Consider the following 23,995-nt stretch of genomic DNA (forward strand, 5'->3'; position numbering starts at 1 on the left):
CTACTTCCCCTGAGTCCGGGCACGGCCCCCGCCGCCGTCTCCGCTGCCCGTGGACCCTTCACACCCCAGGGAAAGTCACATGCGCGAACGCGCTCACTCCGCCATGCCCGCTGCCGTGGCGCAGCTGTCCGTCAAGGACGTCACCAAGTCCTACGGCACCCGGACCGTCCTCGACCAGGTCACCTTCACCGTCCGCCCGGGCGAGAAGGCCGCGGTCATCGGCGAGAACGGTTCCGGCAAGTCGACCCTGCTGCGACTGCTCGCCACGACGGAGGCGCCGGACACCGGGGAACTCACCGTCCGCTTCCCCGGCGGGATCGGTCATCTCGCCCAGACCCTCGACCTCGACCCGGACTGCACCGTGCAGGACGCCGTCGACCTCGCCCTCACCGACCTGAGGGACATGGAGCGTCGGTTGCGCGCGGCGGAGGAGCGTCTCGGTGCGGCGTCCGAGGCCGATCTCGCCGCGTACGGCGAGCTGCTGACCGCGTACGAGGAACGCGGCGGCTACGAGGCCGACGTACGGGTCGAGGCGGCCCTGCACGGGCTCGGGCTCGCCCAGATCACCCGTGACCGCGCCCTCGGCTCGCTCTCCGGCGGCGAACAGTCCCGGCTCGCGCTCGCCTGTGTGCTGGCCGCGGCCCCCGAGCTGCTGCTGCTCGACGAACCCACCAACCACCTCGACGCGGCGGCCGTCCACTGGCTGGAGGAGCACCTGCGCGCCCACCGCGGCACCGTGGTCGCGGTCACCCATGACCGCGGGTTCCTGGGACGCGTCGCCACGACGATCCTGGAGGTGGACCGGGACACGCGCGCCGTGTCCCGCCACGGCGACGGCTGGGCCGGGTACCGCGCCGCGAAGGCCGCCGCACGGCGGGGCGCGGAGCAGGATCACCTCGAGTGGGTCCAGGAGGTGGCCCGCGTCGAGGAACTCCTCGGCGCCGCCGGGAAGCGGCTGGCCGGCACCGGCAAGGACCCACGGCAGGGCTTCGGCAAGCATCGCCGCTCGCACGAGGCGAAGCTCGGCGGACAGGTGCGCGCTGCGCGCGAACGGCTGGCTCACCTGCGACGCCACCCGGTGGCGGCACCGCCGCAGCCCCTGCGGTTCACGGCGGCGCTGCCGACGGAGGCCGACGAGCGTCCGGCCGACCACGATCACGACGGAACCCACAACGCCCAGGACAGTGATCGTCCGCTCGCCGAGCTCGACGACGTGAGGGTCGGCACGCGACTGCGGCTGGACGGCTCGCTGACCGTCGCCCCCGGTCAGCGGTTGCTGATCACGGGCGAGAACGGGGCCGGCAAGACGACGCTGCTGCGCGTCCTGGCCGGTGACCTCGAACCGGACGCCGGCAGCGTGCGCCGTCCCCGCCGGATCGGGTACCTGGCGCAGGAGCTCCCGGCCCGCTCCACCCGGCTGCCGTTGCTCGCCGCCTTCGCGGCCGGACGGCCGGGGCTGCCGGACGAATACGCCGAACAGCTCCTGGCGCTCGGGCTGTTCCGCGAGGAGGACCTGCACGTCCCGGTCGCGGCACTGTCCGCGGGCCAGCAGCGCAGGCTCCAGATCGCCGCCCTGGTGACCCGGCCCGCCGACCTGCTGGTCCTCGACGAGCCCACGAACCACCTCGCGCTCGACCTCGTGGAGGAGCTGGAAGCGGCACTCGCGGTCTACCCGGGAGCGGTGGTGGCGGTCTCGCACGACCGTGGGTTCCGCGAGCGGTTCCCGGACGGGCGACTCGCACTGCGCGCCGGCTGCAGGCACTGACAGCGGGCCCGCGACCCGGCCTCGCAGTGCGGCCTCACCGGCTCGCCACCAGGAAGGAGCGTCTGTCCTAAGGGACTGTTAGGACTTCGTTCGCGCTGTTGAACGGGACTGTCGGGCCGTCGACTCTGTGTGCCTCCGGGCCGCAGACAAGGGAGTTCTCGATGGCCACACAGACCACGACCGCGGGTGCGCGGGAGTCACGTCAGGGCGAGCGCAGGGTTGTCAGCAACATCGTGCGGGGCTCGATCGGCAACCTGATCGAGTGGTACGACTGGTACGCGTACACCGCGTTCAGTGTGTACTTCGCCGCCGCGTTCTTTCCGTCCGGCGACCAGACCGCCCAGTTGCTGAACACCGCCGCCGTGTTCGCCGTCGGCTTCCTGATGCGGCCGATCGGCGGCTGGGTGCTCGGGCGGTACGCCGACCGTCGTGGCCGGCGGGCGGCGCTGACGCTGTCGGTGACGCTGATGGCCGCGGGTTCGCTGATCGTGGCGCTGACACCGTCCTACGACGCGATCGGCGTCGCCGCGCCGGTGCTGCTGGTGACCGCGCGACTGCTGCAGGGGCTGTCGGTCGGCGGGGAGTACTCCACCTCGGCGACGTACATGTCGGAGGTCGCCTCGCCGGGCCGGCGCGGCTACTACTCCAGCTTCCAGTACGTCACCCTCATCGCCGGGCAGCTCACCGCGCTCGGCCTGCAGATCATCCTCCAGCAGCTCCTCAGCGGCACGCAGATGGAGTCGTGGGGCTGGCGGATCGCGTTCGTCGTCGGTGCCGCGGGAGCGATCGTCGTGCTGTGGCTGCGGCGCGGCATGGACGAGTCGGAGAGCTTCGAGCGGGTGGCGGCCGAGGGCGACGGCGAGAAGGGCGACGGCCGGGCGCGCGGCAGTCTGCGGATGCTGCTGTCGTACCCCCGGCAGTGCCTGATCGTCGTCGGCCTGACCATGGGCGGCACCCTGTTCTTCTACACGTACACGACGTACCTGCAGAAGTTCATGGTCAACACCAGCGGCATCGCCAAGCCGACGGCGGCGTGGATCAACTTCTTCGCACTGCTGGTCTTCGTCGTGCTCCAGCCGGTCATGGGCCTGCTGTCGGACCAGATCGGGCGGCGTCCGATGCTGATCGGGTTCGGCGTCCTCGGGGCGATCGTGGTGGTGCCCTCGCTGACCCTCCTGTCGCACACCAGCAATCCGGTGTACGCCTTCCTGCTCATGGTCGGTCCGCTGGCCGTCAGCTCCCTCTACACGTCGATCAGCGCGGTGGTGAAGGCCGAGCTGTTCCCGACGTCGATCCGGGCGCTGGGTGTCGGTCTGCCCTACGCGCTGACCGTGGCCGTGTTCGGCGGGACCGCCGAGTACGTCGCCCTGTGGTTCAAGAACGCCGGACACGAGAGCTGGTACTTCTACTACGTCACCGCCTGCGTCCTGGTCTCGCTGCTCGTCTACATTCGGATGCGCGAGACGTCGGACGGATCGCCGCTGGAGAGCGAGGCCAAGGACTGACCGGGAGGGTGGCGAGCGTGCGCGTACTGCTGGCCGAGGACGACGACGGGGTGGCCGGTGCCCTGACCGAGGCGCTGTACGAGCACGGTCATCTGCCCACCCGGGTGCGACGCGGCGAGGAGGTCCTCGGCCGGCACCGCCAGGCCGACCTGCTGTTGCTCGACCTCGGGCTGCCCGACCTCGACGGGCTGGAGGTGCTGCGCAAGCTGCGTGCGGTGAGCGGCCTCCCGGTCGTGGTCCTCACCGCGCGCGGCGACGAGCGGTCGGTGGTCCGCGGCCTTCGTCTGGGCGCCGACGACTACCTGGTCAAGCCGGTGCGGCTGGCCGAGCTGCTGGCCCGGATCGAGGCCGTCACCCGGCGCGCCGCCCCGCCGACCGCTGCGGCGGCACCCGCGTCGCGTACGGTCCGCGCCGGTGACGTCGAGGTCGACCTCGACGCGCGCCGGGTGACCGTGGGCGGCGCGGAGGTACGGCTGACCACGAAGGAGTTCGCGGTGCTGGCCGCGTTGGCCGGCCGGGCCGGTACGGCGGTCAGCCGCCAGCGGCTGATGGACGAGGTGTGGGGCGACGCCTATCTGGCGGTGTCCCGCTCCCTCGACGTGCATCTCACCCAGCTGCGGGCCAAGCTCGGCCGCCCGGAAGTGCTGACGACGATCCGTGGCTTCGGCTACCGGTTCGGCGGCTGAACCGGGCCCATGCGCACTCGGGTACTGACCGTCGTCCTCGCCTTCGCGGTGCTCGCGGTGGCCGGTTTCGCCGTGCCGCTGCTCGGCGTCACCGCGACACAGCGCACCGAGCAGCTCGTCGCTGCCCGTACCGGCGACCTCGACCGGTTCGCCGGGCTGGCCGAGCAGGCGGCTCGGAGCGGCGACACCGGGGCTCTCACCGCCGAGGTGACCCGGTACGCGGAGCTGTACGGCGAGGCGGTCGTGGTCGTCGACGCCCGCCGTGCCCCGGTGGTGCAGGCGGGCGGTCTGCGCGCCGCGGACCCGGTGGTCGCGCGGCTGGTCGACGCGGCGCTGCGCAACCAGCGTGTCTCGCCCGGGGACACGCTGCGCCCCTGGTCCCGGGGCGACGAGCTGCTCGCCCGCCCCGTGGGCACCGGCACCCGGGTGTCCGGGGCCGTGGTGCTGCGGGCGTCGGTGCGGGCCGCCGCCGACGACATCGCGCTGCGGTGGGCGCTGGTCCTGGCCGGTGCGGGCCTGTTCGCCGTGGCCTGCGTGCTGCTCGCCCGCGCCGCCACGCGGTGGGTCGTACGGCCCCTGCATCACCTGGACCGCGCGGTCGGCACGCTCGCGGCGGGACTGCCCGCCGAGCACGCCCGGGCCGGCGGTCCGCCCGAGCTGCGGCAGCTCGCCACCGGCTTCAACCGCATGGCGGACGCGGTGACCACGGCTCTGGAACAGCAGCGCCGGCTGGTGGCCGACACCTCGCACCAGCTGCGCAATCCGCTGGCCGCGCTGCGCCTGCGCATCGACTCCCTCCAACTGCGGCTGCCCGCCTCCGCCACCCGCACGTACACGGGCGTGACCGCGGAGCTGGAACGTATGGAGCACCTCCTGGACGACCTGCTCGCCCTCGCGAACGCCGAGCACCGCGCCGGCGAGCTGGCCGTGACGGACGCCCCGGAGGCGTGCTGCGACGCGACCGGCATCGCCGAGGCCCAGGTGCAGCTGTGGCGCCCGGTGGCCGAGCAGGCCGGCGTCCGCCTCGACCACGTCCCCGGCCCGCGCGTCCGTACCGCCTGCACGGAGGGTGAGCTGGCGCAGGTCGCCGACATCCTCCTGGACAACGCGATCAAGTACGCCGGGAGCGGCGCCCGCGTCGGGACGCGCTGCTTCGCCGAAGGCCCGCACGCGGTGTTCGAGGTACAGGACGACGGTCCGGGTCTCGGCACGGCGGAACTGCCGCAGGCGGGCACCCGCTTCTGGCGTGCCGAGCGCCACCGCGACGTCCGCGGCAGCGGCCTCGGGCTGGCGATCGCCGAGCAGTTGGTGGCCGGGCGCGGCGGCCGCGTCGAGTTCACGCCGGCCGCACCGCACGGCCTGCGGGTCCGGGTCGTGCTGCCGCGCGCCGACCGGGAGACGACGTCCACGGCGAAGGGGCGTACGTCATGACCGGCCCGGCCCGCCGTACCGCCCTGCGCGCCGCCCTCGGCGTCGGAGGCGCGGGACTGCTCGCGGCCGCCGGGACGGCCGACGCCCGGCACATGGACCGTGGCCCGCGGGGGAGGCTGCGTATCGCGACCGGCGAGTCCGGCAATCTCTACGCCGCTTTCGGCCGCCTCCTCGCCGACCAGGTACGGGCGGCCCACCCCCGGCTGTCCTGCGAGGTGATCCACAGCGAGGCCAGCGTGGACAACATAGGCATGCTGCAGACCCGCCGGGCCGACGTGGCGCTGTCCCTGGCCGACATCGCGTGGGCGGCGTACGACGGCTCGGCACCGTTCGGCCGGCCGGTCCCGCTGCGCGCGATCGGCCGGGTGTACGAGAACTATCTCCAACTCGCGGTGCGAGCCGACGCCCCGATCCGCACGGTCGCCGACCTGGCGGGACACACGGTCTCCCTGGGCGCGCCGGCGTCCGGCGGCGCGGTCCTCGGGGATCGCCTGCTGCGTGTCGCGGGACTGACCCCGGGCGCCGACGTCCAGGTCCGCCGGCTGCTGCTGCCGCAGGCGGTCCGCGCGATGCGCGACGGGGCGGTCGACGCCCTGCTGGTGTCGGGCGGTCTGCCGCTGCCCGCGCTGACCGGGCTCGGCGAGCGGCGCGGCATACGGCTGCTGCCGCTGGCCGCGCTGCTCCCCCGCCTGCGGGCCGGCACGGAAACCTCCGGGCCGGGTCTGGAAGCGGTGACGGTGCCGGCGGGGGCGTACAAGGGCACGCCCGAGGTGACCACCATCGGCGTCGCCAACCTGCTCCTGTGCCGCCCCGACCTGCCGTCCCCGATCGCCGCCGCCCTCACCGACGTGCTGGTCCGCCGCGCCACCCACCTCGTACCCGCCTCGGCCCTGGGCACCCAGTTCCTGGACGTCCGCAGCCTCATCTCGACCGGGTCCGTGCCGCTGCATCCCGGGGCGGTCGTCGCCTACCGCGAACTGCACGGCTAGCCGCGCCGCGTGCTCCGGACCCCGCCCGCTCAACGGGGTCCCTGCTGCGCCGGCCCGCCCCGTCGCTGGCCTATCTTGGCCTGCATGCAGGCATACACGATCGGCCAGGCCGCACGGCTGCTCGGCGTGAGTCCGGACACCGCACGGCGGTGGGCTGACGCGGGGCGGGTGGCGACCCATCGCGACGAGAGCGGCAGGCGGCTCGTCGACGGGAAGGACCTCGCCGCCTTCTCGGTCGAACTCGCCAAGGGCGGCGGCGAGGAGGACACCTCCTACACCTCGGTCCGCAACGCCTTCCCCGGCATCGTCACCGCGATCAAACTCGGTGACGTGGCGGCCCAGGTGGAGATCCAGGCCGGACCCCACCGGCTGGTGTCGCTGCTGACTCGGGAGGCCGTGGAGGAGCTGGGGCTGGAGGTGGGGATGGAGGCCACCGCCCGCGTGAAGTCGACGAACGTGCACATCGACCGCGTGTGAGGGTGCCGGGCGGCGGCCTCCGCGGTCACCGCGTGACGGAGCGCCGCGTCACCGGGTGACCGAGTAGGAGTGAGCGCCGGTCCCGGCCAGGGCTCCCCCGTCGACGATCAGGTACTCGTCCCGTATCGGGCGGCCCGCGAACCAGGACTCCAGGATCTCCCGGGTGCCGGCCGCGTAGCGGGCCTGCGCCGACAGGGACGAGCCCGAGATGTGCGGGGTCATGCCGTGGTGCGGCATGCTCCGCCAGGGGTGGTCGGCGGGTGCCGGCTGCGGGTACCAGACGTCGCCGCCGTAGCCGGCCAACCGGCCGCTGCGCAGGGCTCGGTCGACCGCGTCCCGGTCGACGATCCTCGCCCGGGCCGTGTTGATGAGGTACGCGCCGCGCTTCATCGTCGCCAGCAGTTCGTCCCCGAACAGTCCCTCCGTCTCCGGGTGCAGCGGTGCGTTGATCGTGACGACGTCGCAGTGCGGCACCATGTCGGCGGCCGTCGCGTGGAAGGTCAGCCCCAGCTCCTCCTCCACCTCGCGCGGCAGCCGGTGCCGGTCGGTGTAGTGCAGTTTCACGTCGAAGGGCGCGAGGCGGCGCAGGACGGCGAGGCCGATGCGCCCGGCGGCGACGGTGCCGACGTGCATGCCCTCCAGGTCGTAGGAGCGGGCCACACAGTCGGCGATGTTCCAGCCGCCGTCCAGCACGACCTGGTGGGACGGCAGGTAGTCGCGCACCAGGGACAGCGTCGTCATCACCACGTGCTCGGCGACGCTGATGCTGTTGCAGTACGTCACCTCGGCGACCGTCACCCCGTGCGCGATCGCCGCGTCGAGGTCGACGTGGTCGGAGCCGATGCCCGCGGTGACGGCCAGCTTGAGGTTCCTGGCGGCGGCGATCCGCTCCGCGGTGAGGTACGCCGGCCAGAACGGCTGCGAGATGACGATGTCCGCGTCGGGCAGCTCGCGGTCGAAGACGGACCCGTCGCCGTCCTTGTCCGAGGTGACGACGAGGGTGTGGCCGGCCTTCTCCAGGTAGTCCCGCAGGCCGAGTTCGCCGGAGACGCTGCCGAGGAGGTGGCCGGGGGTGAAGTCGACGGCCTCGGGGGTGGGGGTGGTCTGGCCGCCGGGGTAGTGGTCGACGGCGGGGAGGTCGTCGCGGGCGTACGTCGTCGGGTGTCCGTCGGTGGGGTCGTCGTACAGGACGCAGAGCACCTTGGCCATGTCGCGGCTCCTCAACTGGCGTTGCGGGAAGGTGCGGTTCACGATCCTCGCCGGTGAATGCCCTGGTCAAAGCGAACTTCGCTATGCCCCTATAGCCGTGCGCTATCAGTGGTCGTGGGTGTCGAGATACGTCCGCAGCAACGCGTCCAGCGCCTCCCGCACGCGGGCCTCCCGGGCGACCGCCAGCAGGGCTCCGGCCAGGACGGAGGGCGGGTCGTCGGGGCCGGTCACCAGCCCCACCCGGGGCCCGTGCGCGGGTCCTTCGAGCGGGACGACCCGCATGCCCTCGGGCACGCCGAACATGTGCAGCCAGGCGTGCGAGATCACACTCGACCAGCGGCCGCGGGGAAGGTGCGCGTACAGGCCGGCGACGGTGTCCGACTCGATCGCGGGGGCGGCGCAGGCACCGTCGGCGGCGAAGCACTCGTCCATGATGCGGCGGTTGCGCATACGGGGGTTGAGCAGGCACAGCGGGAGTGCGGCGGCCTGCGACCAGCTCGCCGACACCGCGCCCGCGAGCGGCCCGTCCACCGGCGTCAGCAGCATGTACCGCTCCTCGTACAGGGGCAGTCGACGCAGGTCGCCGAGCGTGTCGTCGTCGAGGTACGTCATCGCCGCGTCCAGCTCGAACTCGGTGAGCCCGTTGGTGATGTCGGCCGAGGAGAGCGACTCGATGCTGACCCCGGCCCGGGAGTGGCGTTCGCAGAAGGGGGTCGTCAGGAGGGAGGCGGCCGGCAGCGCCGTAGGCACGACTCCGAGGCGGAGCGTGCCGGTGAGGCCGTCGCGCAGGGCGGACAACTCCTGGCGCAGGGCGTCCCGTTCGGCGAGCATGCGGTGCGCCCAGGCGAGCACCACCTCGCCCTCCGGTGTCAGGCCCTCGTAACGTCTCCCGCGGCGCACGATCGGCACGCCCAGTTCGTGTTCCAACCGCCGTATCGCGGCCGACAGGGAGGGCTGGGAGACGTGACAGGCGGCGGCCGCGCGGACGAAGTGACGCTCGCGGGCGAGGGCCACCAGATATTCCAGCTGGCGCAGTTGCATACGGGTCCTCCCGGGGTTCCGGTGGACCCCTACCCACCGCCTTCACCGGTCACGACCGGCACAGCAGGGCCGCCCACAGGTCGAGGCGGCCGGCGAGGCGGGACAGGTCGCGGCCGGTGAAGTGCTCGATGCGCTGGATGCGGTAGTGGACGGTGTGGGTGGTGGCGGCGTCCCGCTGACCCGGGACCGGGTGTGGCTGGGGTTGCGGGACGCGGGCGTGGCCTGAGCGCCGAGGGTGTCATCGTCAGCCCCAGGCGCGGTAGCCGCCGTCCACATGGATCGCCTCGATTCCGCTGATGTAGCGGGCGCCGCAGCGGTCCTGGGGCAGGACGAGCTGAGGGCCCGTCCGGTCGAGCGCGGTGTCGTCGAGGGTGACCGCCAGCAGGACGGGGGCGCGCCCGAAGTCCGGGTCGATCTCCGCCCAGGACAGCAGGGCCTGGTGGCCGTCGGGCCGCGTACGGCGATCAGGAAGCGCAGCCGGTCCTTGCGGCGGGCGGGGTCGAAGACGGGACCGGCGTCCATGAGGACGTCGTGCAACAGGGGCCCGGTGAAGCGGTGGCGCCGGATGCCGCTGGTGGCGCACTCGAAGGCGACCTCGGCGCGGTGCTGAGGCCGGCCGAGCAGATCGGGCACCGTCAGGCGGGCCGGGCGTTCCAGGTCACCGGCGAGAACGAGTTCCGCCGCCGGTCCGGCGGTCGTACGGGCAGCTGCGAGGGACTGACTCACGGGCTACCACCTCCCGCATGACGGTACCCGAGCAGCCCTCCCGTACAAACGCACATGCCATGCCAGTCCGCACATGGTCCGGCTCATGCAATGTGACAAGAGACTTTCGCCTCGCATCTGCGGCAGTATCATCTGCGCATGCACACCTACCGGATCGGTGACGCGGCAGCGTTACTCGGTGTGAGCGCCGACACCGTGAGGCGTCTGGTGGACGGCGGGAAACTCACCGCCGCGCGTGACGGGCTGGGTCACCGGATCATCCCCGGCCCGGCCCTGGCCGCCTACGCCCGGCAGCGGCACCGGGCCGAACGGGAGTCCACCGGCTCCTCGGCCCGCAACCGCTTCTCCGGCATCGTCACCGATGTGACCCTCGGTGATGTGTCGGCGCAGGTGGAGATCCAGGCCGGACCGTTCCGGGTGGTCGCGATGGTCAGCCGCGAGTCGGCCGAGGACCTTCGGCTGGAGCCCGGGGTGCCGGCCGTCGCCGTGATCAAGTCGACCAACGTGGTCGTCGAGCGGCCGTAGAGATCGAAGGACCGAACACGGTCGTCGGACCGTGAACAAGGCCGTAGGACCGTGAGCAGGACCGTAAGACCGTGAGCAAGGTCGTAAGACCGTGGCTGTGTCCGTCAGGACCAGAGGGAGTGGACCCGTGATGACCCGTTCCGTGCGCCGGACCCGCCGGATGCTGAAGGTGACCGGCGCAGGCGCCGCCGCCCTGCTGGCCCTGAGCGCCTGCTCGTCCTCGGACTCGGACTCCGCCAAGACGTCGGGCTCCTCCGCGTCGGCCTCGGACGAGCTGTCCGGTCAGGTGACCGTCTTCGCGGCCGCCTCGCTGAAGGAGAGCTTCACGAAGCTGGGCGAGGAGTTCGAGAAGGAGCACCCCGGCACGAAGGTGACCTTCAGCTTCGGCGGCAGCGACGCGCTCGCCGCGAGCATCACCGGCGGTGCCCCCGCCGACGTCTTCGCCTCCGCCAGCCCGAAGACGATGAAGATCGTGACCGACGCGGGAGACGCCTCCGGCACGCCGGCCACCTTCGTCCGCAACCAGCTGCAGATCGCGACCCTGCCGGGCAACCCGGACAGGATCGCCTCCCTGAAGGACCTGACCGGGCCGGACCTGAAGGTCGTGCTGTGCGACCGGACGGTGCCGTGCGGTGCCGCCGCCGAGAAGGCCATCACGGCCGCGAAACTGAAGCTCACGCCGGTCTCCTACGAGGAGGACGTCAAGTCCGCCCTGAACAAGGTGGTGTTGAAGGAGGCCGACGCCGCTGTCGTCTACAAGACCGATGTGAAGGCGGCGGGTGACAAGGTGGAGGGCGTGGAGTTCCCCGAGTCCGCCGACGCCGTCAACGACTACCCGATCACCGTGCTGAAGGAGTCGCAGAACACCGACGCCGCCAAGGCGTTCATCGCGCTGGTGCAGTCCCCCGAGGGCCAGAAGGTCCTGTCCGAGGCCGGGTTCCTCCAGCCGTGACCGACCCGTCCATGGACAAGGCCGGCGCCGCGGACACCCTGACCGGTGGCCCGCGGCGCGGTCGCGTCCGCGAGGAACGGGGCGGCCGTGCGGGCAGGACGGGGCCCGGAGGCGGGCGAGGGCTCGGGGGTGCCCCGCTGCCCCTCCTCGTCCCCGCGCTGATCGGTCTGGTCTTCCTGGTTCTGCCGCTCGTCGCCCTGCTGATCCGCGCCCCGTGGCGCAGCATGCCCGACCTGCTGACCAGCTCGGAGGTGTGGCAGGCGCTCCAGCTCTCCCTGCTCTGCGCGACGGCGGCGACCGCGGTGAGCCTGGTGATCGGGGTGCCGCTGGCCTGGCTGCTGGCCCGGGTGGAGTTCCCCGGGCGCGGTCTCGTACGGGCCCTGGTGACCCTGCCGCTCGTCCTGCCGCCGGTCGTGGGCGGTGTGGCGCTGCTGATGGCGCTCGGCCGCAACGGCGTCGTGGGCAGGTTGCTGGACGACTGGTTCGGGGTCACGCTGCCGTTCACGACGGCGGGCGTGGTGGTGGCGGAGGCGTTCGTCGCGATGCCGTTCCTCGTCATCAGCGTGGAGGGCACGCTGCGTGCCGCCGACCCTCGCTACGAGGAGGCGGCCACCACCCTGGGCGCCTCGCGCTTCACCGCGTTCCGCCGGGTCACCCTGCCGTTGATCGCGCCCGGCGTCGCCGCCGGCGCCGTCCTCGCCTGGGCCCGCGCGCTCGGCGAGTTCGGTGCGACGATCACCTTCGCCGGCAACTTCCCGGGCCGCACCCAGACCATGCCGCTCGCGGTGTATCTCGCCCTGCAGAACGACCCCGAAGCGGCGATCGCCCTCAGCCTGGTGCTGCTCGGCGTGTCGATCGCGGTGCTGGCGGGGTTGCGTGACCGATGGATGACCGCCTCATGACCGACATCGAGAAGACCACCGTCGACGCCCCCGCCGGGACCGGTGAGGGCCTCGACGCCCGGCTGGTGGTGGAGCGTGGCGCGTTCCGACTCGACGTGGCCCTGAAGGCCGCACCCGGAGACGTGGTCGCGCTGCTCGGCCCCAACGGCGCCGGCAAGACGACCGCGCTGCGGGCCCTCGCCGGACTCGTGCCGCTGTCCGGCGGCCACCTCCGGCTGGACGGGGTCGAACTGGACCGTACGCGGCCGGAGTCCCGGCCGGTCGGGGTCGTCTTCCAGGACTACCTGCTCTTCCCCCATCTGTCCGCGCTGGACAACGTGGCCTTCGGGCCGCGCTGCCACGGCGCCACGAAGGCGCAGGCCCGCGCCCGGGCCGCCGGGTGGCTGGAGCGCATGGGGCTCACCGCGCATGCCGCGAGCAAGCCGCGCAAGCTGTCCGGCGGGCAGGCGCAGCGTGTCGCCCTGGCCCGTGCGCTGGCCACGCACCCGCGTCTGCTGCTGCTCGACGAGCCGCTCGCCGCGCTCGACGCCCGGACCCGTCTGGACGTCCGCGCCCAGCTCCGCCACCACCTGGCCGACTTCGAGGCGGTCGCCGTCCTCGTGACGCACGATCCGCTCGACGCCATGGTGCTCGCCGACCGACTGGTCGTCGTCGAGGACGGCCGGGTCGTCCAGGAGGGCACTCCGTCGGACATCGCGCGGCATCCGCGCACCGACTACATCGCGCACCTGGTCGGTCTGAACCTCTACCGGGGAGAGGCGCGGCGGCACACCGTCCGCGTCGACGGCGGGCCCGCGATCACGACCACCGAGGACCTCACCGGACCGGTCTTCGTGGCCTTCCCGCCCGGTGCGGTCACCCTCCACCGCGACCGCCCGACAGGCTCCAGCGCCCGCAACCTCTGGCGCTGCGAGGTCGTCGGCCTGGAGACCCACGGCGATCAGATCCGCGCCGACCTCACCGGTGAACTGCCCCTCGCCGCCGACCTCACGACGATCGCCGCCGCCGAGCTCGACCTGCGTCCCGGCGCCGCGGTGTGGGCGACCGTCAAGGCGGCCCAGACGCACGCGTACCCCGCGTGACCGGCGGTGGCGCCCGGGTCCGCGAGGTCCGGCGGCGCCCTCGCCTCGCGGTGGCGACGGGGTTCCCGTGGACGGCTCGCCGACCGGACTACCGTGGGCGGCACAGCACCCCCAACAGGGACAAATCCCCCACACCCAGCGAGGCGTACGACCATGAGCCTGAGCATCCGCAACCAGATCCCCGGCACCGTCACCTCCGTCACCCCGGGGGAGGCCATGGCGACGGTCAAGGTACGCCTCGACGGGGGTCAGGACGTCACCGCCGCGATCACCGCCGAGGCGGCCAGGGACCTGGGCCTCGCGGCGGGATCCTCCGTGCGAGCGCTGGTCAAGGCCACGGAGGTCGCGCTCGCCACCGGCCCCGTGGACGGCCTGTCCATCCGCAACCGGCTGCCCGGCACCGTGCGCGAGGTCGCGACGGGCGCCGCCATGGCCTCGGTACGGGTCTCGGTCGACGGCGGCGAGGTGACGGCCGCGATCACCGCGGACGCGGTCGGTGAACTGGGTCTGGGAGCGGGCTCCGCCGTCACCGTCCTGTTCAAGTCGACCGAGGTGTCCCTCGCCACCGTGTGACCCGGGTCAGCTGCCCGGCGCCTGCTGAAGCCTGGCGAGCGTCAGGAGCTCGCCGCCGATGCCCCATCCCCCGTCGGGCACCTCCTCGACGAGCACCAGGGTGGTGGCCCGGGCCCGTTCGCCGTAGATGCCGACGTACAACTCGGTGGCGGTGGTGACGATCTGCTCCATCTGCTCGGTGGTGAGCGTCCCGGCGGGGACCTTGAAGTTCGCGAACGGCATGGTGAGGCTCTCTCGGCTCGGTGTCGACGAACGGCACTTGCGAGCTCCACTCTCGGCAGGGGTCGTCCCCGCGGCCAGGGCTGCGTCCACCCTGGGGTTGTCATCCCCTGGGTGAGCGGCCGCCGCGCAGGCAGGATGGGGGCGTGAACCTCTCCGAGCTCGCCGCGTTCCTCAAGTCCCGGCGGGCCCGCGTGCGGCCCGGCGATGTCGGGCTCACGGCCGGGCCCAGGCGCCGGGTGCCCGGTCTGCGCCGGGAGGAGGTGGCGCAGCTGGCCGGCCTGTCGGCCGACTACTACACCGAGCTGGAGCGCGGCCGCGGGGCCCAGCCGTCCGACCAGACGCTGGCCGCGCTGGCCCGCGCACTGCGGCTGGACAGGGACGAGCGCGACCATCTCTTCCATCTGGCGGACCGCCGTGTTCCACCGGCGGCGCACGGCCCGGCGGCGCATGTCGAACCCGGCCTGCTGAGCCTTCTCGACCGGCTCACCACGACGCCGGCCATGGTCATCACCGCGCTGCACGAGACGCTGGCGCAGAACGCGCTCGCCGCGGCCCTGGTCGGAGCACACCCGGGGATCGGTTCTCCGGCGGCGGGTGGTCCCACGGCCGGTTTCCTCTACCGCTGGTTCACCGAGCCGTCCTCACGCACCCTGTATCCGCCCGAGGACCACCCGCACCACTCCGCCGTGTTCGTCGCCGACCTGCGGGCGGTGGCCGCCCGGCGCGGACGGGACGCCGAGATCGACGGGATCGTGGCTCGGCTGCGGCGCTCCAGTGAGGAGTTCGCCGCGCTGTGGGACACCCGTGACGTGGGGGTGCGCCGTGCCGACCACAAGCGGATCGTCCATCCCACGCTCGGCGTGATCGAGGTCGACTGCCACAGCCTGTTCAGCGAGGACGGCCACCAGCGGCTGCTGTGGTTCACCGCGGCCCCGGGCTCGGAGGGCGCGGCCCTGCTGGAACTGCTCTCGGTCGTCGGACGCCAGGACATGTCGGCGGCGGGTGAGGGACAGGCCGGCCGAGCCGGCTGAGGACCCCGGCTCCCCGTTCAACCTCCCGCGGACTTCAGCCACTTCTGGCCGCCGAGCGGGAACTCGTACGCCGGGCGTCCGTTGTTGCCGCTCGTGCGGAAGGGCCGTCCGTCGTCGTCGACGACCATCGTGCCCTCGCGGTCCCCGCTGGACCAGGACAGTTCCAGGTACCACCGCACGTCGTACGCCGACGCGTCGGCGGTGATCTCGAAGACCTCCGGGTCCGACTCGCTCACCTTGAAGGGGAAGTCCCGCTGCCCGTCCCCGGCGACGACGGCCGGCCGGGCGCCGTCGAGCGCCACGCTGAAGGGCCGGGTCGGTACATTGCCCCCGCAGCCGACACCCATCACGTAGTCGTTCCACGCCGGGGGTGTGTCCTTGCCGACCACCCGGACCTTCAGGCCGTCGACGACGACCGTCTCCTTCCCCGTGCCCTGGACGGTCAGCTTCACCAGTTGCTCCCCGGCGGACACGGCCTTGTGGGCCCCGACCCAGGCCGGCGCGTCCTGCTCCACCGGGGGCGGTCCGACCTCCGTCCCGGGCCGGTCGATCAGGTAGTGCTGGGAGCAGGGGCCCTCCCAGCTGTACGGCCGGGTGTTCACGGTGAGGGGTGGTTCGGCGGCCGTGGCGTCCCCGCCGGCCTGGCTGTTCCTGGTCGGAGTCCGGGTGGGGGAAGGGGAGTTCAACCGGCTGGGCTCCGTGCTGCGGGTCGGCGACGCCGACGCGCTCGCCCCGCTCTTCGTCGGATCGGCGGCCACCTCCCGCGAGGTGGCGGCGCCGACGGGGCTCCTCCGGCCCTCGTCGCCCCGGTCCCCGCCCGACGGCAGGCTCATGGCCAGCGCGACGGCGCCGAGGACGGCGGCCAGACCGGCGCCGGCGGCGACGGCGGAACGACGGCGGGAGTGTCGCCGGCCTTCCGGACGACCCGCGCCGTCCGGTTCCGGTGAGCCCAATGAGCCCGCCGGCGCGTCCGGCACGGCCGCCGCGCCCTCGGCGACGACAGCCCCGTCCGGTGCGTCCCCCGTCCCCCTCTTCCCCCGTACGGCGTCCGCCAGCACCCATCGCCGGTGCAGTTCCACCAGCTCGTCCGGTGCTGCCTTGCACAGCCGTGCCAGCCGCTCCACGGGCGCGTAATCGGTGGGCACGGCGTCCCCGTTGCAGTACCGGTGCAGCGTCGACGTGCTCATGTGCAGCCGTTTGCCGAGGACTCCGTAGCTGAGTCCGGAGCGGTCCTTCAACTGCCGCAGAAGTGCCGCGAAATCGGCCGCCGCAGTGCCTTCCGACACCGTTCCTCCCTCCCCCATGTCCCATTCCCCCGTTCCAGGGGTGGGACGTTTCACCAGGTCAGATGCGCTACAGCCGTTCCAGTGTCCCTGATCGCCCGCCGGTGGTGGCGGCCGGGACGGAACACGGATCAAGCTCTGGTCATCCAAGCACGCCGCTCCCGGCAACCGGTCGAGCGGATGTACGTAAACCCTTTGCACGGACAAGGAATCAGCCATGCGCACCTTCCGCCACGCCCGCCTTCTCGCCGCCACCGGCGCCGCCCTGGGCGCCCTCGCCCTGACCGCCTGTCAGGATGGCTCCGGCGCCCGCGACGAGGGTGCCGCGCAGTCGGGGTCGCCGAGCGCGACCCAGGACGTGTCGAAGCCCTCGCCCGGGAAGTCGCCGCAGCAGACGGGCGGGGGCTCGGGTTCCGGTCAGTCGTCTGCGGGGCAGGCCGACCCGGTCAAGTCGGCTCAGAACGGCTCCGGCGCCAAGGCCGGCCAGGGCACGCGGGACGACGCGGATCCGGAGCGGCTGACCATCTGCAACGGGTCCGACACCAGGACCACGGCCCAGCCGGTCGCGCGCCCCCTCAACCACATGCTGCTCACCGTGACCAACACCGGCTCGAAGCGGTGCGCGCTGATGTACTACCCGGTGCTGCGATTCGACGAGATGCAGTGGGTGCCCCAGGCGATCGAGGACACCCAGCCGCAGGCCGTGACGATGCTGGAGCCGGGCGCTTCCGGCTATGCGGGTGTCCTGCTCAGCGCGGCCGACGGCAGCGGTACCGGCGGGAACACCGGCCACAGGCTCGTCGTCGGCTTCCAGGGCCGTACGCCGAACAGCGACGGCGGGCCGGCCGCCACTCCCGGCCTCCCGGCCAAGGGCGTCCACTACGACAGCGCGCTCAGCGTCACCTACTGGCAGACGGACATGGAGGACGCCCTCGGCTGAGCCGTTCCCGGACCGGCGGACGCTCGACGGGCGGGCGCCGGTCCCTGTTCGGCGGGCGGCCGAAGCGTAGCGTCGGGGACGCCAGACCGGCCCGGAAAGGAATCACGATGGAGCCCACCGGTATCACGCCCAACCTCCACGTCGCCGACATCGTCGCCGCCCGCGACTTCTACACCGGCTACCTCGGCCTGAGCGTGGAGGACTTCGACATGGGCTGGGTCGCCCGCTACCGGTCGCCCGACGGGCGGGCCCAGATCCAGCTGGTGACCCGCGACGCGACGGCGCCCGAGCTCGCCGTCGTCTCGGTCCGCGTGGGCGGGCGTGGACCGCGCCTACGCCGACGCCCTGCGCCACGGGTACGAGATCGTGCACCCGCTCACCGAGGAGCCCTGGGGCCTGCGCAGGTTCCTGGTGCGGGCGCCCGACGGCAACGTCCTCAACATCGTGAGCCATCAGGACGACTGACGGCGCCTCACGTGCGCGGCTTGTGCTCCTGCGCGAACGCGTCCGCGGCGGCCAGGTCGAAGTCCCCGTGATCGCTGCCGAGTCCCTGGGCCACCAGGGCTGCCGCCGCGCAGCCGAGGACGGCCGAGGCGTGCGGCGTGCGGCCCAGGCCCGCGCCGCGCACGAATCCGGCCGAGAAGGCGTCGCCGCAGCCGGTGGTGTCCACGACGTCGATCGCGAAGGCGGGTACCGCCTCGGTGCCGTCCGGGGTCACCAGCAGGGCGGCGTCACCGCCCCGGGTGACCGCGACCAGGCCGGCCCCGGCGGCCAGGAGCTTGCGCGCACCGGCGAGCAGATCCTGCTCGCCGGTGAAGCCGAGGACCTGGTCCTCGTTGGGCAGCATGTGGTCGACGTACGGCAGCGCGGCCTCGATCTGCTCGAAGCCGCCGAGCACGCCGGGGGCCAACAGGTCCACCGAGGTGGCCACGCCGTGCTCCTTGGCGTGCGACAGGATGCGTGCGGCGGTCTCGACGCCGATCAGCTCGGGGCCGCCGAGGTGGAGGTGGTCGGCTTCGGCGATGGCGTCCCAGGGCACGTCGTCGGGGCCGTAGGTGATGTTGGCGCCGAGGAGGTGCAGGGAGGGGCGGTCGCCGTTCGGGCGGATGGGCAGGACGCTCGCAGAGGTGGCCGTGTCCGTGCGGCGGACGAGATGGCGGGTGTCGACGCCGGCCGCGCCGAGGAGCTGGACCAGCATGTCTCCGGTGGGGTCCGACCCGATCGCCCCGGCGCTGTGCACCGTGGCGCCGAGCTTGGCGAGGGTGAGCGCGGTTCCGCCGGCCGTGCCGGCGGCGGTCATCCTGATGTCCTCCACCAGCGTGGCGCCCTGGCCCTCGGGTATGGCCTCCACCGGCCGCACCAGCACGTCCAGCACATGTACGCCCAGCGTGACGACCTTCATCGGTTTCCCTCCTGCGCGGGTGGTACGGGGTGGGTGGTGCCGTAGTTCCGGGCGAGGGCGGCCTCGATCACCGCGAGTTGCTGGTGCTCGTCGAGGACGCGGGGCGTGCCGAGGGCGGCGGCGCGCTGATAGACCCCGCACGCCCACTCCAGCAGCAGCGCGTGCTCGACGGCCTTGTCCAGGGTCGGGGCGTGGGTGAGCGCGCCGTGGCTGGCCATCAGCGCGGCGCTGCGTCCGTCCAGTGCCGCAAGGACGGACTCGGCGAGTTCGGGGGTGCCGAAGGTGGCGTACGGCGCGACCCGCACCGAGCCGCCGAGGGCGAGCAACTGGTAGTGGATGCAGGGCAGTTCGTCGAGCACGCAGGACAGCGCGGTGGCCATGGGCGCGTGGGTGTGGACGACGGCGCCGGTACCGTAGCGGCGGTACACGCCGAGGTGGAGGTCGAGTTCGGAGGTGGGTTCGAGCGTCCCGGCCAGCACGGTTCCGTCGAGGTCGACCACGGTCACCTGGTCCGCCGTGAGTCGGGCGAGCACCGCTCCGGTGGCCGTGATCGCGACCCGGTCGTCCACCCGTGCGCTGACGTTGCCGGCCGTACCGACGAGCAGGCCCTCCGCCCCCAGCCGACGGCACGCCTCGGCCACGGCGGCGCGCTCCTGACCCAGCACCGAGCTTGAGCCTGTCATGCGCGCGACGGTAGCCTAAAGCTGAAACAAAGTCACGTTCACATTCGGAGGCCGCACATGGGCGATCCGACCCCGGATTGCGGCGGCACCAGGCAGGTGCCGCTGCGCCGCACACCCCAGCAGGCACGCAGCAGGGCCCGTCTCGCCCGGGTCCTGCAGGCCGCCGAGCGGGTCCTGGTCAACGAGGGGGCCCAGGCCCTGACGACGACCCGGATCGCGGCCGAGGCCAAGGTGTCGGTCGGGTCGCTGTACCAGTATCTGCCCGACCGGGACGCCATCGTCGACGCCCTCGCGGCGGGCTACTTCGCCCGGCTGGAGGCGACCATGGACGACCTGGTCCGGTCCGCCACGGCCGAGCGGTGGGAGGACCCCGTCGGTGTGCTGATCGACACCTACGCCGCGATCTACCGCACCGAACACGGCTTCCGGGCCCTGTGGTTCGGCAGCAGCCTCACCGAGCAGATCCGCGCCGCGGACCGCGAGCACAAGCGCCGCATGGCGGACGGCATCCGGCACATCCTGCTGGCGCTCGGCCTGGTCCGCGACGACGAGACGCTCACCCGCGCCTGCCAGGCCGCGGTCCTGACCGCCGACGCCCTCGCCCAGGAGGCGTTCCGCAGGGACCCCGAGGGTGATCCGGGTCTGCTCGAAGAGGCCCGGATCATGCTGCGCGGGTACCTGGCCGGTGTGACCGGACGTTACCGCTGACCCGGGGCTCCGCGAGGGGCGGAACGCGCTCTGTCATCCTGGCGTCGTGCCGAAACCCACGCCTGTCACCCCGGACGCCCCCGCCCGCATACGTACCCCGCTCCTCACCCAGGAGTGGCTGGACCTCAGCTTCATCCACTGGGCGGTCGACCCCGACGTGGTGACCGCGCTGCTGCCGCGGGGCACCGTCGCCGACACGCACGACGGGGTCACCTACGTCGGTCTGGTCGCCTTCCGGATGCACCGGGTGGGCTGGCTGCGGCTGCCGGGCGTGCCGTACCTCGGGACGTTCCCGGAGACCAATGTGCGCCTGTACTCGGTGGACGAGCACGGGCGGCGCGGGGTCGTGTTCCGGTCGATGGACGCCTCTCGGCTGATCCCGGTGGTGATGGGGCGCGTCGGCTTCCGGCTGCCGTACCTGTGGTCGCGGATGAGCGTCCGCCCGGCCGGCGACACCGTCACCTACACCAGTTCCCGCCGCTGGCCCGGCCCGAGGGGCGCGTCCAGCCGCATCACCGTGCGCACCGGCGAGCGCATCGAGGAGCCCACCGCGCTGGAGCACTTCCTCACCGCCCGCTGGGGCATGCACAACGCCTTCTTCGGCGGGCCGGAAGGGCTGGCGTACCTGCCCAACCACCACCCCCGGTGGCCCCTGTACCGCGCCGAGCTGCTGACCTGCGAGGAGAACCTGATCACGGCGGCCGGACTGCCCGCCCCGAGCAGTGCGCCGGTCAGCGTGCTGTACTCCCCCGGCGTCCCCGTCCGTCTCGGCCGTCCCGCACGCCCCGCGGGCATCCCCACGCCCTGACCCGCTCCCGCGTGTCGAATTCCGGAGCCCGGCGCCGACGTATCGGATGAGAGGGCCGGGCCGCGCCGCGCGGCCGGCCGGTCGGCAACCGGTGAGAACGGAGTTCGGTCATGCTGCTCAGGGACAAGGTCGCGGTGGTGTACGGGGCGGGCGGCGCCATCGGCGGGGCGGCGGCGCGCGCCTTCGCCCGTGAGGGGGCGCGGGTCTTCCTCGCCGGGCGGACCGCCGCGCCGCTCGACAAGGTCGCGGAGGACATCCGCACCGCGGGCGGGGACGTGGAGACCACCGTGGTGGACGCGCTGGACGAGGCGGCGGTGGACGCCTTCGTCGACGGCGTCGCCGCGCGGGCGGGACGGATCGACGTGTCGTTCAACGCCATCGGCTACGGGGACGTCCAGAAACCGCTGATGGAGATCTCGCAGGCGGACTTCCTCCAGCCCGTCGTGACGGCGATGCGGTCGCAGTTCCTGACGACCCGGGCGGCGGCCCGGCACATGAGCGCGCGCGGCACGGGGGTGATCCTCGCCTTCGGCGGCGGTGGGACACAGACACTGCCCGGCCTCGGCGGCTTCAAGATCGCCCTGGACGCGCTGGAAGGGCTGCGGCGGCAATGGGCGATCGAGCTCGGCCCGCACGGCATCCGGGTGGTGACCCTGAAGTCCGGTGGCGTGCCGGAGTCCCTGCCCACGGGGTTCCCCGGCGCGGAGGCCATCGCCGGCAGCCTGGTCGAGGCGACCCAGCTCGGCCGGACCGCGACCCTCGCGGATGTCGGCGACGTGGCCACCTTCGTCGCCTCGGACCGGGCCCGCACGCTCACCGCGACGGATGTGAACATCTCCTGCGGCGCCATCGTCGACTAGGACGCGGCGACCGCCCGTGCGGCACGGCCTCGACGCCGTGCGCCGACGGGGAACGCGAGAGGGCCCGGACCAGGTGAACCGGTCCGGGCCCCTGCGGAACGTAAGCGCCTCACACGCCGTGTCCTCGCGTCGTCACCTCTATCGGGCGCTGCGCCTGGCGCGGATCAGCACCAGGAGACCGCCCATGAGGAGAACGGCACCGCCCGCGGCGGGCCACAGCGTGGTGCCCGTCTCGGCGAGGTTGCCGCCGACCGCCTGCGGCTTGGTCCCCAGGCTGTCCTCGGTGTCTTCGCCCGCGGGCTGTGTCTGCGCCGCGTCGCCTCCCGCGTTCTCGTCGTCGCCGGAGCCGCCCTGCGCCTGGTCGTCGCCGGCGGCGGCCGACGGGGTGCCGTCCGACTTGGGCGCGACCGTGCTGGACAGGGTCGGCTCGTCGTCGTTCGCCGGGTCGTCGGCGCCGGGGTCGTCAGCCGGGTCGTCGTTCGAGGGAGCCTCGGTGGCGGGCTCCTCGGTCGCCGGGGCCTCGGTCTCGGGGGCCTCGGTGGCCGGGTCGTCGTTCGCCGGCGGGTCCGTCTGCTCGTTGCCTCCGTCGCCCGGCTCCGGCTTGTCGTCGTCGGCCGGCGGGGTGGTGGGCGCCTCGGTGGGTTCCTCGGTCGGCTCCTCCTGGCCCGGGTCGCCGCCCTCGTCGGCACCGACACCGCAGGTGCGGCCGGCGTTGATGCAGTCGACCATCTCGCCCATCAGGTCCTCGCTGAAGACGTTGATGAAGTCGCCGTGGTCGGTGACCGGCTTGTGCAGCTGCTCCGGGAAGGAGTCCACCGCGAACAGCGGGGTCGTCTTGCCGCCGTCCTGGAGGCTGGGCGCGTCGACGTCGTACACGATCCGCTGCACCAGCTGCGGAATGGCCTTGAAGCCGTTCGCGCAGCTGCCGTCCGCCGCGGCGAACGCCACGTGGGTGCGGTGGTTGGCGCTGTCGATGTTCGTCCCGTCCCAGCAGCTCTGGAACTTGAAGGTACGCACCACGTCGCTGCCCTGCGGGCACAGCGGGTACTTGTCCTTCAGCTGCCGGTCCTCGAACCCGGTGCAGCTCCAGGAGGCGTTGGCGTTCGCGGTGCCGTTGATGAACGCCTTCGCGTCACCGGTGATGATGCGCAGCAGACGCGGCATCTCGGTGACCTTGCTGCGCGGGCTGCCCACGAAGTTCAGCGTCACCTCCTTGGGGGTGACGATCTCACCGGCGTTGCCCTCGATGCCGCCGCCGGGCGAGTTGGCGTCCTTCTCCTGCGAACCGTTCTGCAGACGGATCACGGGCCAGTAGTACGTGGACTTGTCGTCCTGGTTCACACAACTGGTCTCGGCGTTCGCCAGGTCCTCGTCGCTCGCGAAGGCGTCGTTGGACTGGTTGCCGATGTAGTCGTGGAAGTGGTGGGCGCCGTTGGAGACGCCGGGGGCCACGATGACGTTGTCCGAGTTGAACAGCCCGTTCTCGTTGACACCGCAGCTGGTGGCGAAGGTGCCCCGGGAGGCGTCCGAGGACAGGGCCGGCTGCTGGACGTTCGGCTGTACGGCCTTGATGTCCTGGTAGTCCGCCACGGCAGGGCCGTTGCCGGCCTGGCCGCCGTTGCCGTTCTGGCCTTCGTCGCCCTGCTGTTCGCCGCCCTGGTCGGTGCCGTCCTGGCCGTCGCCGCCGTTGTCCTGGGCACCGTCACCGCCGTCGGCGCCGTTCGCCTGGTCACCGCTGTCGGCCTCGGGGGCGCGCAGGGTGCAGTCGGCGAGGGACTCCAGGCCCTCGGGCCGGTCGCCCGAGCGGTCCACGGCGATGGCGATGCGCTCGATCGTCGCGCCGCGCTTCTCCTTCAACGGCTTCATGATCGCGTTGTCGGCGAAGCCGGGGTCCTGCTGGATCGCCTGCGCCGCCTCCGTCAACCGCTGGTAGGCGTCGGCGATCTGCTGGTCCAGGAGGGCGAGCTCCTTCGCCACGTCCTCCTTGGCGTCGTCCGGCACGTCCGTCAGCTTGTCGCCGACGTCCGGGCAGTCGATCGTGCCGGCCGGGGAGGACAACGTCTCGGCGGAGTCCGTTCCGCCGTCTTCGGTCGCCGAGGCATAGACGTTGGCCCCAACAAGGCCGCCGCCGCCCAACATCAGCGCGACCGCTGCAAAGGTCGCGCGCCGTGCGCCCGTTGGGCGTCTTCGCGTGC

24 protein-coding genes and 2 pseudogenes are annotated in these 23,995 nt (G+C 72.8%); 17 read left to right on the forward strand and 9 right to left on the reverse strand.

Going from position 1 to position 23,995, the window contains the following annotated elements; genetic code table 11:
* Nucleotides 1–103: 103 nt before the first annotated feature.
* The 6 genes from abc-f to ACGFW6_RS08775 all read left to right on the forward strand — a co-directional run bounded on the left by abc-f (nucleotide 104) and on the right by ACGFW6_RS08775 (nucleotide 6,853).
* Nucleotides 104–1,765, forward strand: coding sequence for a ribosomal protection-like ABC-F family protein (gene abc-f, locus ACGFW6_RS08750; protein ID WP_393506972.1), 1,662 nt, complete (start codon nucleotides 104–106; stop codon nucleotides 1,763–1,765).
* 161 nt (nucleotides 1,766–1,926) lie between these two features.
* On the forward strand, nucleotides 1,927–3,270 hold the full coding sequence (locus ACGFW6_RS08755) for an MFS transporter (RefSeq protein WP_393506129.1): 1,344 nt from the start codon (nucleotides 1,927–1,929) through the stop codon (nucleotides 3,268–3,270).
* Between the two features lie 17 nt (nucleotides 3,271–3,287).
* Nucleotides 3,288–3,956, forward strand: a complete 669-nt coding sequence (locus ACGFW6_RS08760; protein ID WP_393506131.1) for a response regulator transcription factor — start codon at nucleotides 3,288–3,290, stop codon at nucleotides 3,954–3,956.
* Between the two features lie 9 nt (nucleotides 3,957–3,965).
* Complete coding sequence (locus tag ACGFW6_RS08765; protein WP_393506133.1) at nucleotides 3,966–5,387, forward strand: ATP-binding protein; 1,422 nt, start codon at nucleotides 3,966–3,968, stop codon at nucleotides 5,385–5,387.
* Nucleotides 5,384–6,376, forward strand: a complete 993-nt coding sequence (locus ACGFW6_RS08770; RefSeq protein ID WP_393506135.1) for a TAXI family TRAP transporter solute-binding subunit — start codon at nucleotides 5,384–5,386, stop codon at nucleotides 6,374–6,376. The genes ACGFW6_RS08765 and ACGFW6_RS08770 overlap by 4 nt, the downstream gene beginning before the upstream one ends.
* Before the next feature lie 84 nt (nucleotides 6,377–6,460).
* Nucleotides 6,461–6,853, forward strand: coding sequence for a molybdopterin-binding protein (locus ACGFW6_RS08775; RefSeq protein WP_393506137.1), 393 nt, complete (start codon nucleotides 6,461–6,463; stop codon nucleotides 6,851–6,853).
* A 48-nt stretch (nucleotides 6,854–6,901) separates the two neighbouring features.
* Here ACGFW6_RS08775 and ACGFW6_RS08780 read toward each other — a convergent pair whose 3' ends face one another.
* The 4 genes and pseudogenes from ACGFW6_RS08780 to ACGFW6_RS08795 all read right to left on the reverse strand — a co-directional run bounded on the left by ACGFW6_RS08780 (nucleotide 6,902) and on the right by ACGFW6_RS08795 (nucleotide 9,829).
* Entirely contained in the window at nucleotides 6,902–8,062 is a 1,161-nt protein-coding gene (locus ACGFW6_RS08780) for an NAD-dependent formate dehydrogenase (protein WP_393506139.1), read from the reverse strand.
* A gap of 105 nt (nucleotides 8,063–8,167) precedes the next feature.
* The gene (locus ACGFW6_RS08785) at nucleotides 8,168–9,103 is read right to left on the reverse strand and encodes a LysR family transcriptional regulator (RefSeq protein ID WP_393506141.1); all 936 of its coding nucleotides are present in this window, start codon (nucleotides 9,101–9,103) and stop codon (nucleotides 8,168–8,170) included.
* Between the two features lie 49 nt (nucleotides 9,104–9,152).
* A pseudogene (locus tag ACGFW6_RS08790) lies at nucleotides 9,153–9,260 on the reverse strand (helix-turn-helix domain-containing protein); the annotation flags it as partial.
* 87 nt (nucleotides 9,261–9,347) lie between these two features.
* A pseudogene (locus ACGFW6_RS08795) lies at nucleotides 9,348–9,829 on the reverse strand (molybdopterin-dependent oxidoreductase).
* A gap of 138 nt (nucleotides 9,830–9,967) precedes the next feature.
* Between ACGFW6_RS08795 and ACGFW6_RS08800 the strand changes: the two are divergent.
* The 5 genes from ACGFW6_RS08800 to ACGFW6_RS08820 all read left to right on the forward strand — a co-directional run bounded on the left by ACGFW6_RS08800 (nucleotide 9,968) and on the right by ACGFW6_RS08820 (nucleotide 13,863).
* Nucleotides 9,968–10,354 (forward strand): molybdopterin-binding protein, encoded by a 387-nt coding sequence (locus ACGFW6_RS08800; RefSeq protein WP_393506142.1) that lies wholly within the window; start codon nucleotides 9,968–9,970, stop codon nucleotides 10,352–10,354.
* 130 nt (nucleotides 10,355–10,484) lie between these two features.
* Nucleotides 10,485–11,306 (forward strand): molybdate ABC transporter substrate-binding protein, encoded by an 822-nt coding sequence (gene modA / locus ACGFW6_RS08805; protein ID WP_393506143.1) that lies wholly within the window; start codon nucleotides 10,485–10,487, stop codon nucleotides 11,304–11,306.
* Between the two features lie 11 nt (nucleotides 11,307–11,317).
* On the forward strand, nucleotides 11,318–12,208 hold the full coding sequence (modB, locus tag ACGFW6_RS08810) for a molybdate ABC transporter permease subunit (RefSeq protein WP_393506974.1): 891 nt from the start codon (nucleotides 11,318–11,320) through the stop codon (nucleotides 12,206–12,208).
* Nucleotides 12,205–13,290 (forward strand): ABC transporter ATP-binding protein, encoded by a 1,086-nt coding sequence (locus tag ACGFW6_RS08815; RefSeq protein ID WP_393506144.1) that lies wholly within the window; start codon nucleotides 12,205–12,207, stop codon nucleotides 13,288–13,290. Before modB ends, ACGFW6_RS08815 begins: the two co-directional genes overlap by 4 nt.
* A gap of 153 nt (nucleotides 13,291–13,443) precedes the next feature.
* Nucleotides 13,444–13,863: a molybdopterin-binding protein gene (locus ACGFW6_RS08820; RefSeq protein ID WP_393506146.1), complete on the forward strand. Its 420-nt coding sequence runs from the start codon at nucleotides 13,444–13,446 to the stop codon at nucleotides 13,861–13,863.
* 6 nt (nucleotides 13,864–13,869) lie between these two features.
* Here ACGFW6_RS08820 and ACGFW6_RS08825 read toward each other — a convergent pair whose 3' ends face one another.
* Nucleotides 13,870–14,085, reverse strand: a complete 216-nt coding sequence (locus ACGFW6_RS08825) for a tautomerase family protein (protein ID WP_393506148.1) — start codon at nucleotides 14,083–14,085, stop codon at nucleotides 13,870–13,872.
* A 143-nt stretch (nucleotides 14,086–14,228) separates the two neighbouring features.
* Between ACGFW6_RS08825 and ACGFW6_RS08830 the strand changes: the two genes are divergently transcribed.
* Nucleotides 14,229–15,116 carry a helix-turn-helix domain-containing protein gene (locus ACGFW6_RS08830; RefSeq protein ID WP_393506150.1) on the forward strand — a complete coding sequence of 296 codons (888 nt, stop codon included), beginning with the start codon at nucleotides 14,229–14,231 and terminating at the stop codon, nucleotides 15,114–15,116.
* A gap of 17 nt (nucleotides 15,117–15,133) precedes the next feature.
* Here ACGFW6_RS08830 and ACGFW6_RS08835 read toward each other — a convergent pair whose 3' ends face one another.
* Complete coding sequence (locus tag ACGFW6_RS08835) at nucleotides 15,134–16,402, reverse strand: helix-turn-helix domain-containing protein (RefSeq protein WP_393506152.1); 1,269 nt, start codon at nucleotides 16,400–16,402, stop codon at nucleotides 15,134–15,136.
* A gap of 214 nt (nucleotides 16,403–16,616) precedes the next feature.
* Between ACGFW6_RS08835 and ACGFW6_RS08840 the strand changes: the two genes are divergently transcribed.
* The gene (locus ACGFW6_RS08840) at nucleotides 16,617–17,339 is read left to right on the forward strand and encodes a DUF4232 domain-containing protein (RefSeq protein ID WP_393506154.1); all 723 of its coding nucleotides are present in this window, start codon (nucleotides 16,617–16,619) and stop codon (nucleotides 17,337–17,339) included.
* Between the two features lie 321 nt (nucleotides 17,340–17,660).
* Nucleotides 17,661–17,804: a VOC family protein gene (locus tag ACGFW6_RS08845; protein ID WP_393506155.1), complete on the forward strand. Its 144-nt coding sequence runs from the start codon at nucleotides 17,661–17,663 to the stop codon at nucleotides 17,802–17,804.
* Nucleotides 17,805–17,811: 7 nt separating this feature from the next.
* On the opposite strand, the gene ACGFW6_RS08850 is transcribed toward ACGFW6_RS08845, so the two are convergent.
* Both ACGFW6_RS08850 and ACGFW6_RS08855 read right to left on the reverse strand, forming a co-directional pair.
* A complete protein-coding gene (locus ACGFW6_RS08850) occupies nucleotides 17,812–18,741 on the reverse strand; it encodes a carbohydrate kinase family protein (protein WP_393506157.1) in 930 nt (309 codons plus the stop codon).
* Nucleotides 18,738–19,424, reverse strand: a complete 687-nt coding sequence (locus ACGFW6_RS08855) for a class II aldolase/adducin family protein (RefSeq protein ID WP_393506159.1) — start codon at nucleotides 19,422–19,424, stop codon at nucleotides 18,738–18,740. The genes ACGFW6_RS08850 and ACGFW6_RS08855 overlap by 4 nt, the downstream gene beginning before the upstream one ends.
* A gap of 57 nt (nucleotides 19,425–19,481) precedes the next feature.
* On the opposite strand from ACGFW6_RS08855, the gene ACGFW6_RS08860 reads away from it, so the two are divergent.
* The 3 genes from ACGFW6_RS08860 (at nucleotide 19,482) to ACGFW6_RS08870 (ending at nucleotide 21,800) form a co-directional block, all read left to right on the forward strand.
* Nucleotides 19,482–20,132, forward strand: a complete 651-nt coding sequence (locus ACGFW6_RS08860) for a TetR family transcriptional regulator (RefSeq protein WP_393506161.1) — start codon at nucleotides 19,482–19,484, stop codon at nucleotides 20,130–20,132.
* Nucleotides 20,133–20,178: 46 nt separating this feature from the next.
* Nucleotides 20,179–20,940, forward strand: a complete 762-nt coding sequence (locus ACGFW6_RS08865; protein WP_393506163.1) for a YqjF family protein — start codon at nucleotides 20,179–20,181, stop codon at nucleotides 20,938–20,940.
* 110 nt (nucleotides 20,941–21,050) lie between these two features.
* Entirely contained in the window at nucleotides 21,051–21,800 is a 750-nt protein-coding gene (locus ACGFW6_RS08870) for an SDR family NAD(P)-dependent oxidoreductase (protein WP_393506165.1), read from the forward strand.
* Between the two features lie 138 nt (nucleotides 21,801–21,938).
* On the opposite strand, the gene ACGFW6_RS08875 is transcribed toward ACGFW6_RS08870, so the two are convergent.
* Complete coding sequence (locus tag ACGFW6_RS08875; RefSeq protein ID WP_393506167.1) at nucleotides 21,939–23,939, reverse strand: DUF1996 domain-containing protein; 2,001 nt, start codon at nucleotides 23,937–23,939, stop codon at nucleotides 21,939–21,941.
* Nucleotides 23,940–23,995 lie beyond the last annotated feature (56 nt).

It is taken from the genome of Streptomyces sp. Y7 (assembly GCF_043195415.1).
Taxonomy (GTDB): Bacteria; Actinomycetota; Actinomycetes; order Streptomycetales; family Streptomycetaceae; genus Streptomyces.

Coding starts and splice junctions, on each gene's coding strand:
- abc-f (WP_393506972.1), top strand. CDS start 104: ATGCCCGCTGCCGTGGCGCAGCTGTCCGTCAAGGACGTCACCAAGTCC.
- ACGFW6_RS08755 (WP_393506129.1), top strand. CDS start 1,927: ATGGCCACACAGACCACGACCGCGGGTGCGCGGGAGTCACGTCAGGGC.
- ACGFW6_RS08765 (WP_393506133.1), top strand. CDS start 3,966: ATGCGCACTCGGGTACTGACCGTCGTCCTCGCCTTCGCGGTGCTCGCG.
- ACGFW6_RS08770 (WP_393506135.1), top strand. CDS start 5,384: ATGACCGGCCCGGCCCGCCGTACCGCCCTGCGCGCCGCCCTCGGCGTC.
- ACGFW6_RS08775 (WP_393506137.1), top strand. CDS start 6,461: ATGCAGGCATACACGATCGGCCAGGCCGCACGGCTGCTCGGCGTGAGT.
- ACGFW6_RS08780 (WP_393506139.1), bottom strand. CDS start 8,062: ATGGCCAAGGTGCTCTGCGTCCTGTACGACGACCCCACCGACGGACAC.
- ACGFW6_RS08785 (WP_393506141.1), bottom strand. CDS start 9,103: ATGCAACTGCGCCAGCTGGAATATCTGGTGGCCCTCGCCCGCGAGCGT.
- ACGFW6_RS08800 (WP_393506142.1), top strand. CDS start 9,968: ATGCACACCTACCGGATCGGTGACGCGGCAGCGTTACTCGGTGTGAGC.
- modA (WP_393506143.1), top strand. CDS start 10,485: ATGACCCGTTCCGTGCGCCGGACCCGCCGGATGCTGAAGGTGACCGGC.
- modB (WP_393506974.1), top strand. CDS start 11,318: ATGGACAAGGCCGGCGCCGCGGACACCCTGACCGGTGGCCCGCGGCGC.
- ACGFW6_RS08815 (WP_393506144.1), top strand. CDS start 12,205: ATGACCGACATCGAGAAGACCACCGTCGACGCCCCCGCCGGGACCGGT.
- ACGFW6_RS08820 (WP_393506146.1), top strand. CDS start 13,444: ATGAGCCTGAGCATCCGCAACCAGATCCCCGGCACCGTCACCTCCGTC.
- ACGFW6_RS08825 (WP_393506148.1), bottom strand. CDS start 14,085: ATGCCGTTCGCGAACTTCAAGGTCCCCGCCGGGACGCTCACCACCGAG.
- ACGFW6_RS08840 (WP_393506154.1), top strand. CDS start 16,617: ATGCGCACCTTCCGCCACGCCCGCCTTCTCGCCGCCACCGGCGCCGCC.
- ACGFW6_RS08850 (WP_393506157.1), bottom strand. CDS start 18,741: ATGAAGGTCGTCACGCTGGGCGTACATGTGCTGGACGTGCTGGTGCGG.
- ACGFW6_RS08855 (WP_393506159.1), bottom strand. CDS start 19,424: ATGACAGGCTCAAGCTCGGTGCTGGGTCAGGAGCGCGCCGCCGTGGCC.
- ACGFW6_RS08860 (WP_393506161.1), top strand. CDS start 19,482: ATGGGCGATCCGACCCCGGATTGCGGCGGCACCAGGCAGGTGCCGCTG.
- ACGFW6_RS08870 (WP_393506165.1), top strand. CDS start 21,051: ATGCTGCTCAGGGACAAGGTCGCGGTGGTGTACGGGGCGGGCGGCGCC.
- ACGFW6_RS08875 (WP_393506167.1), bottom strand. CDS start 23,939: ATGTTGGGCGGCGGCGGCCTTGTTGGGGCCAACGTCTATGCCTCGGCG.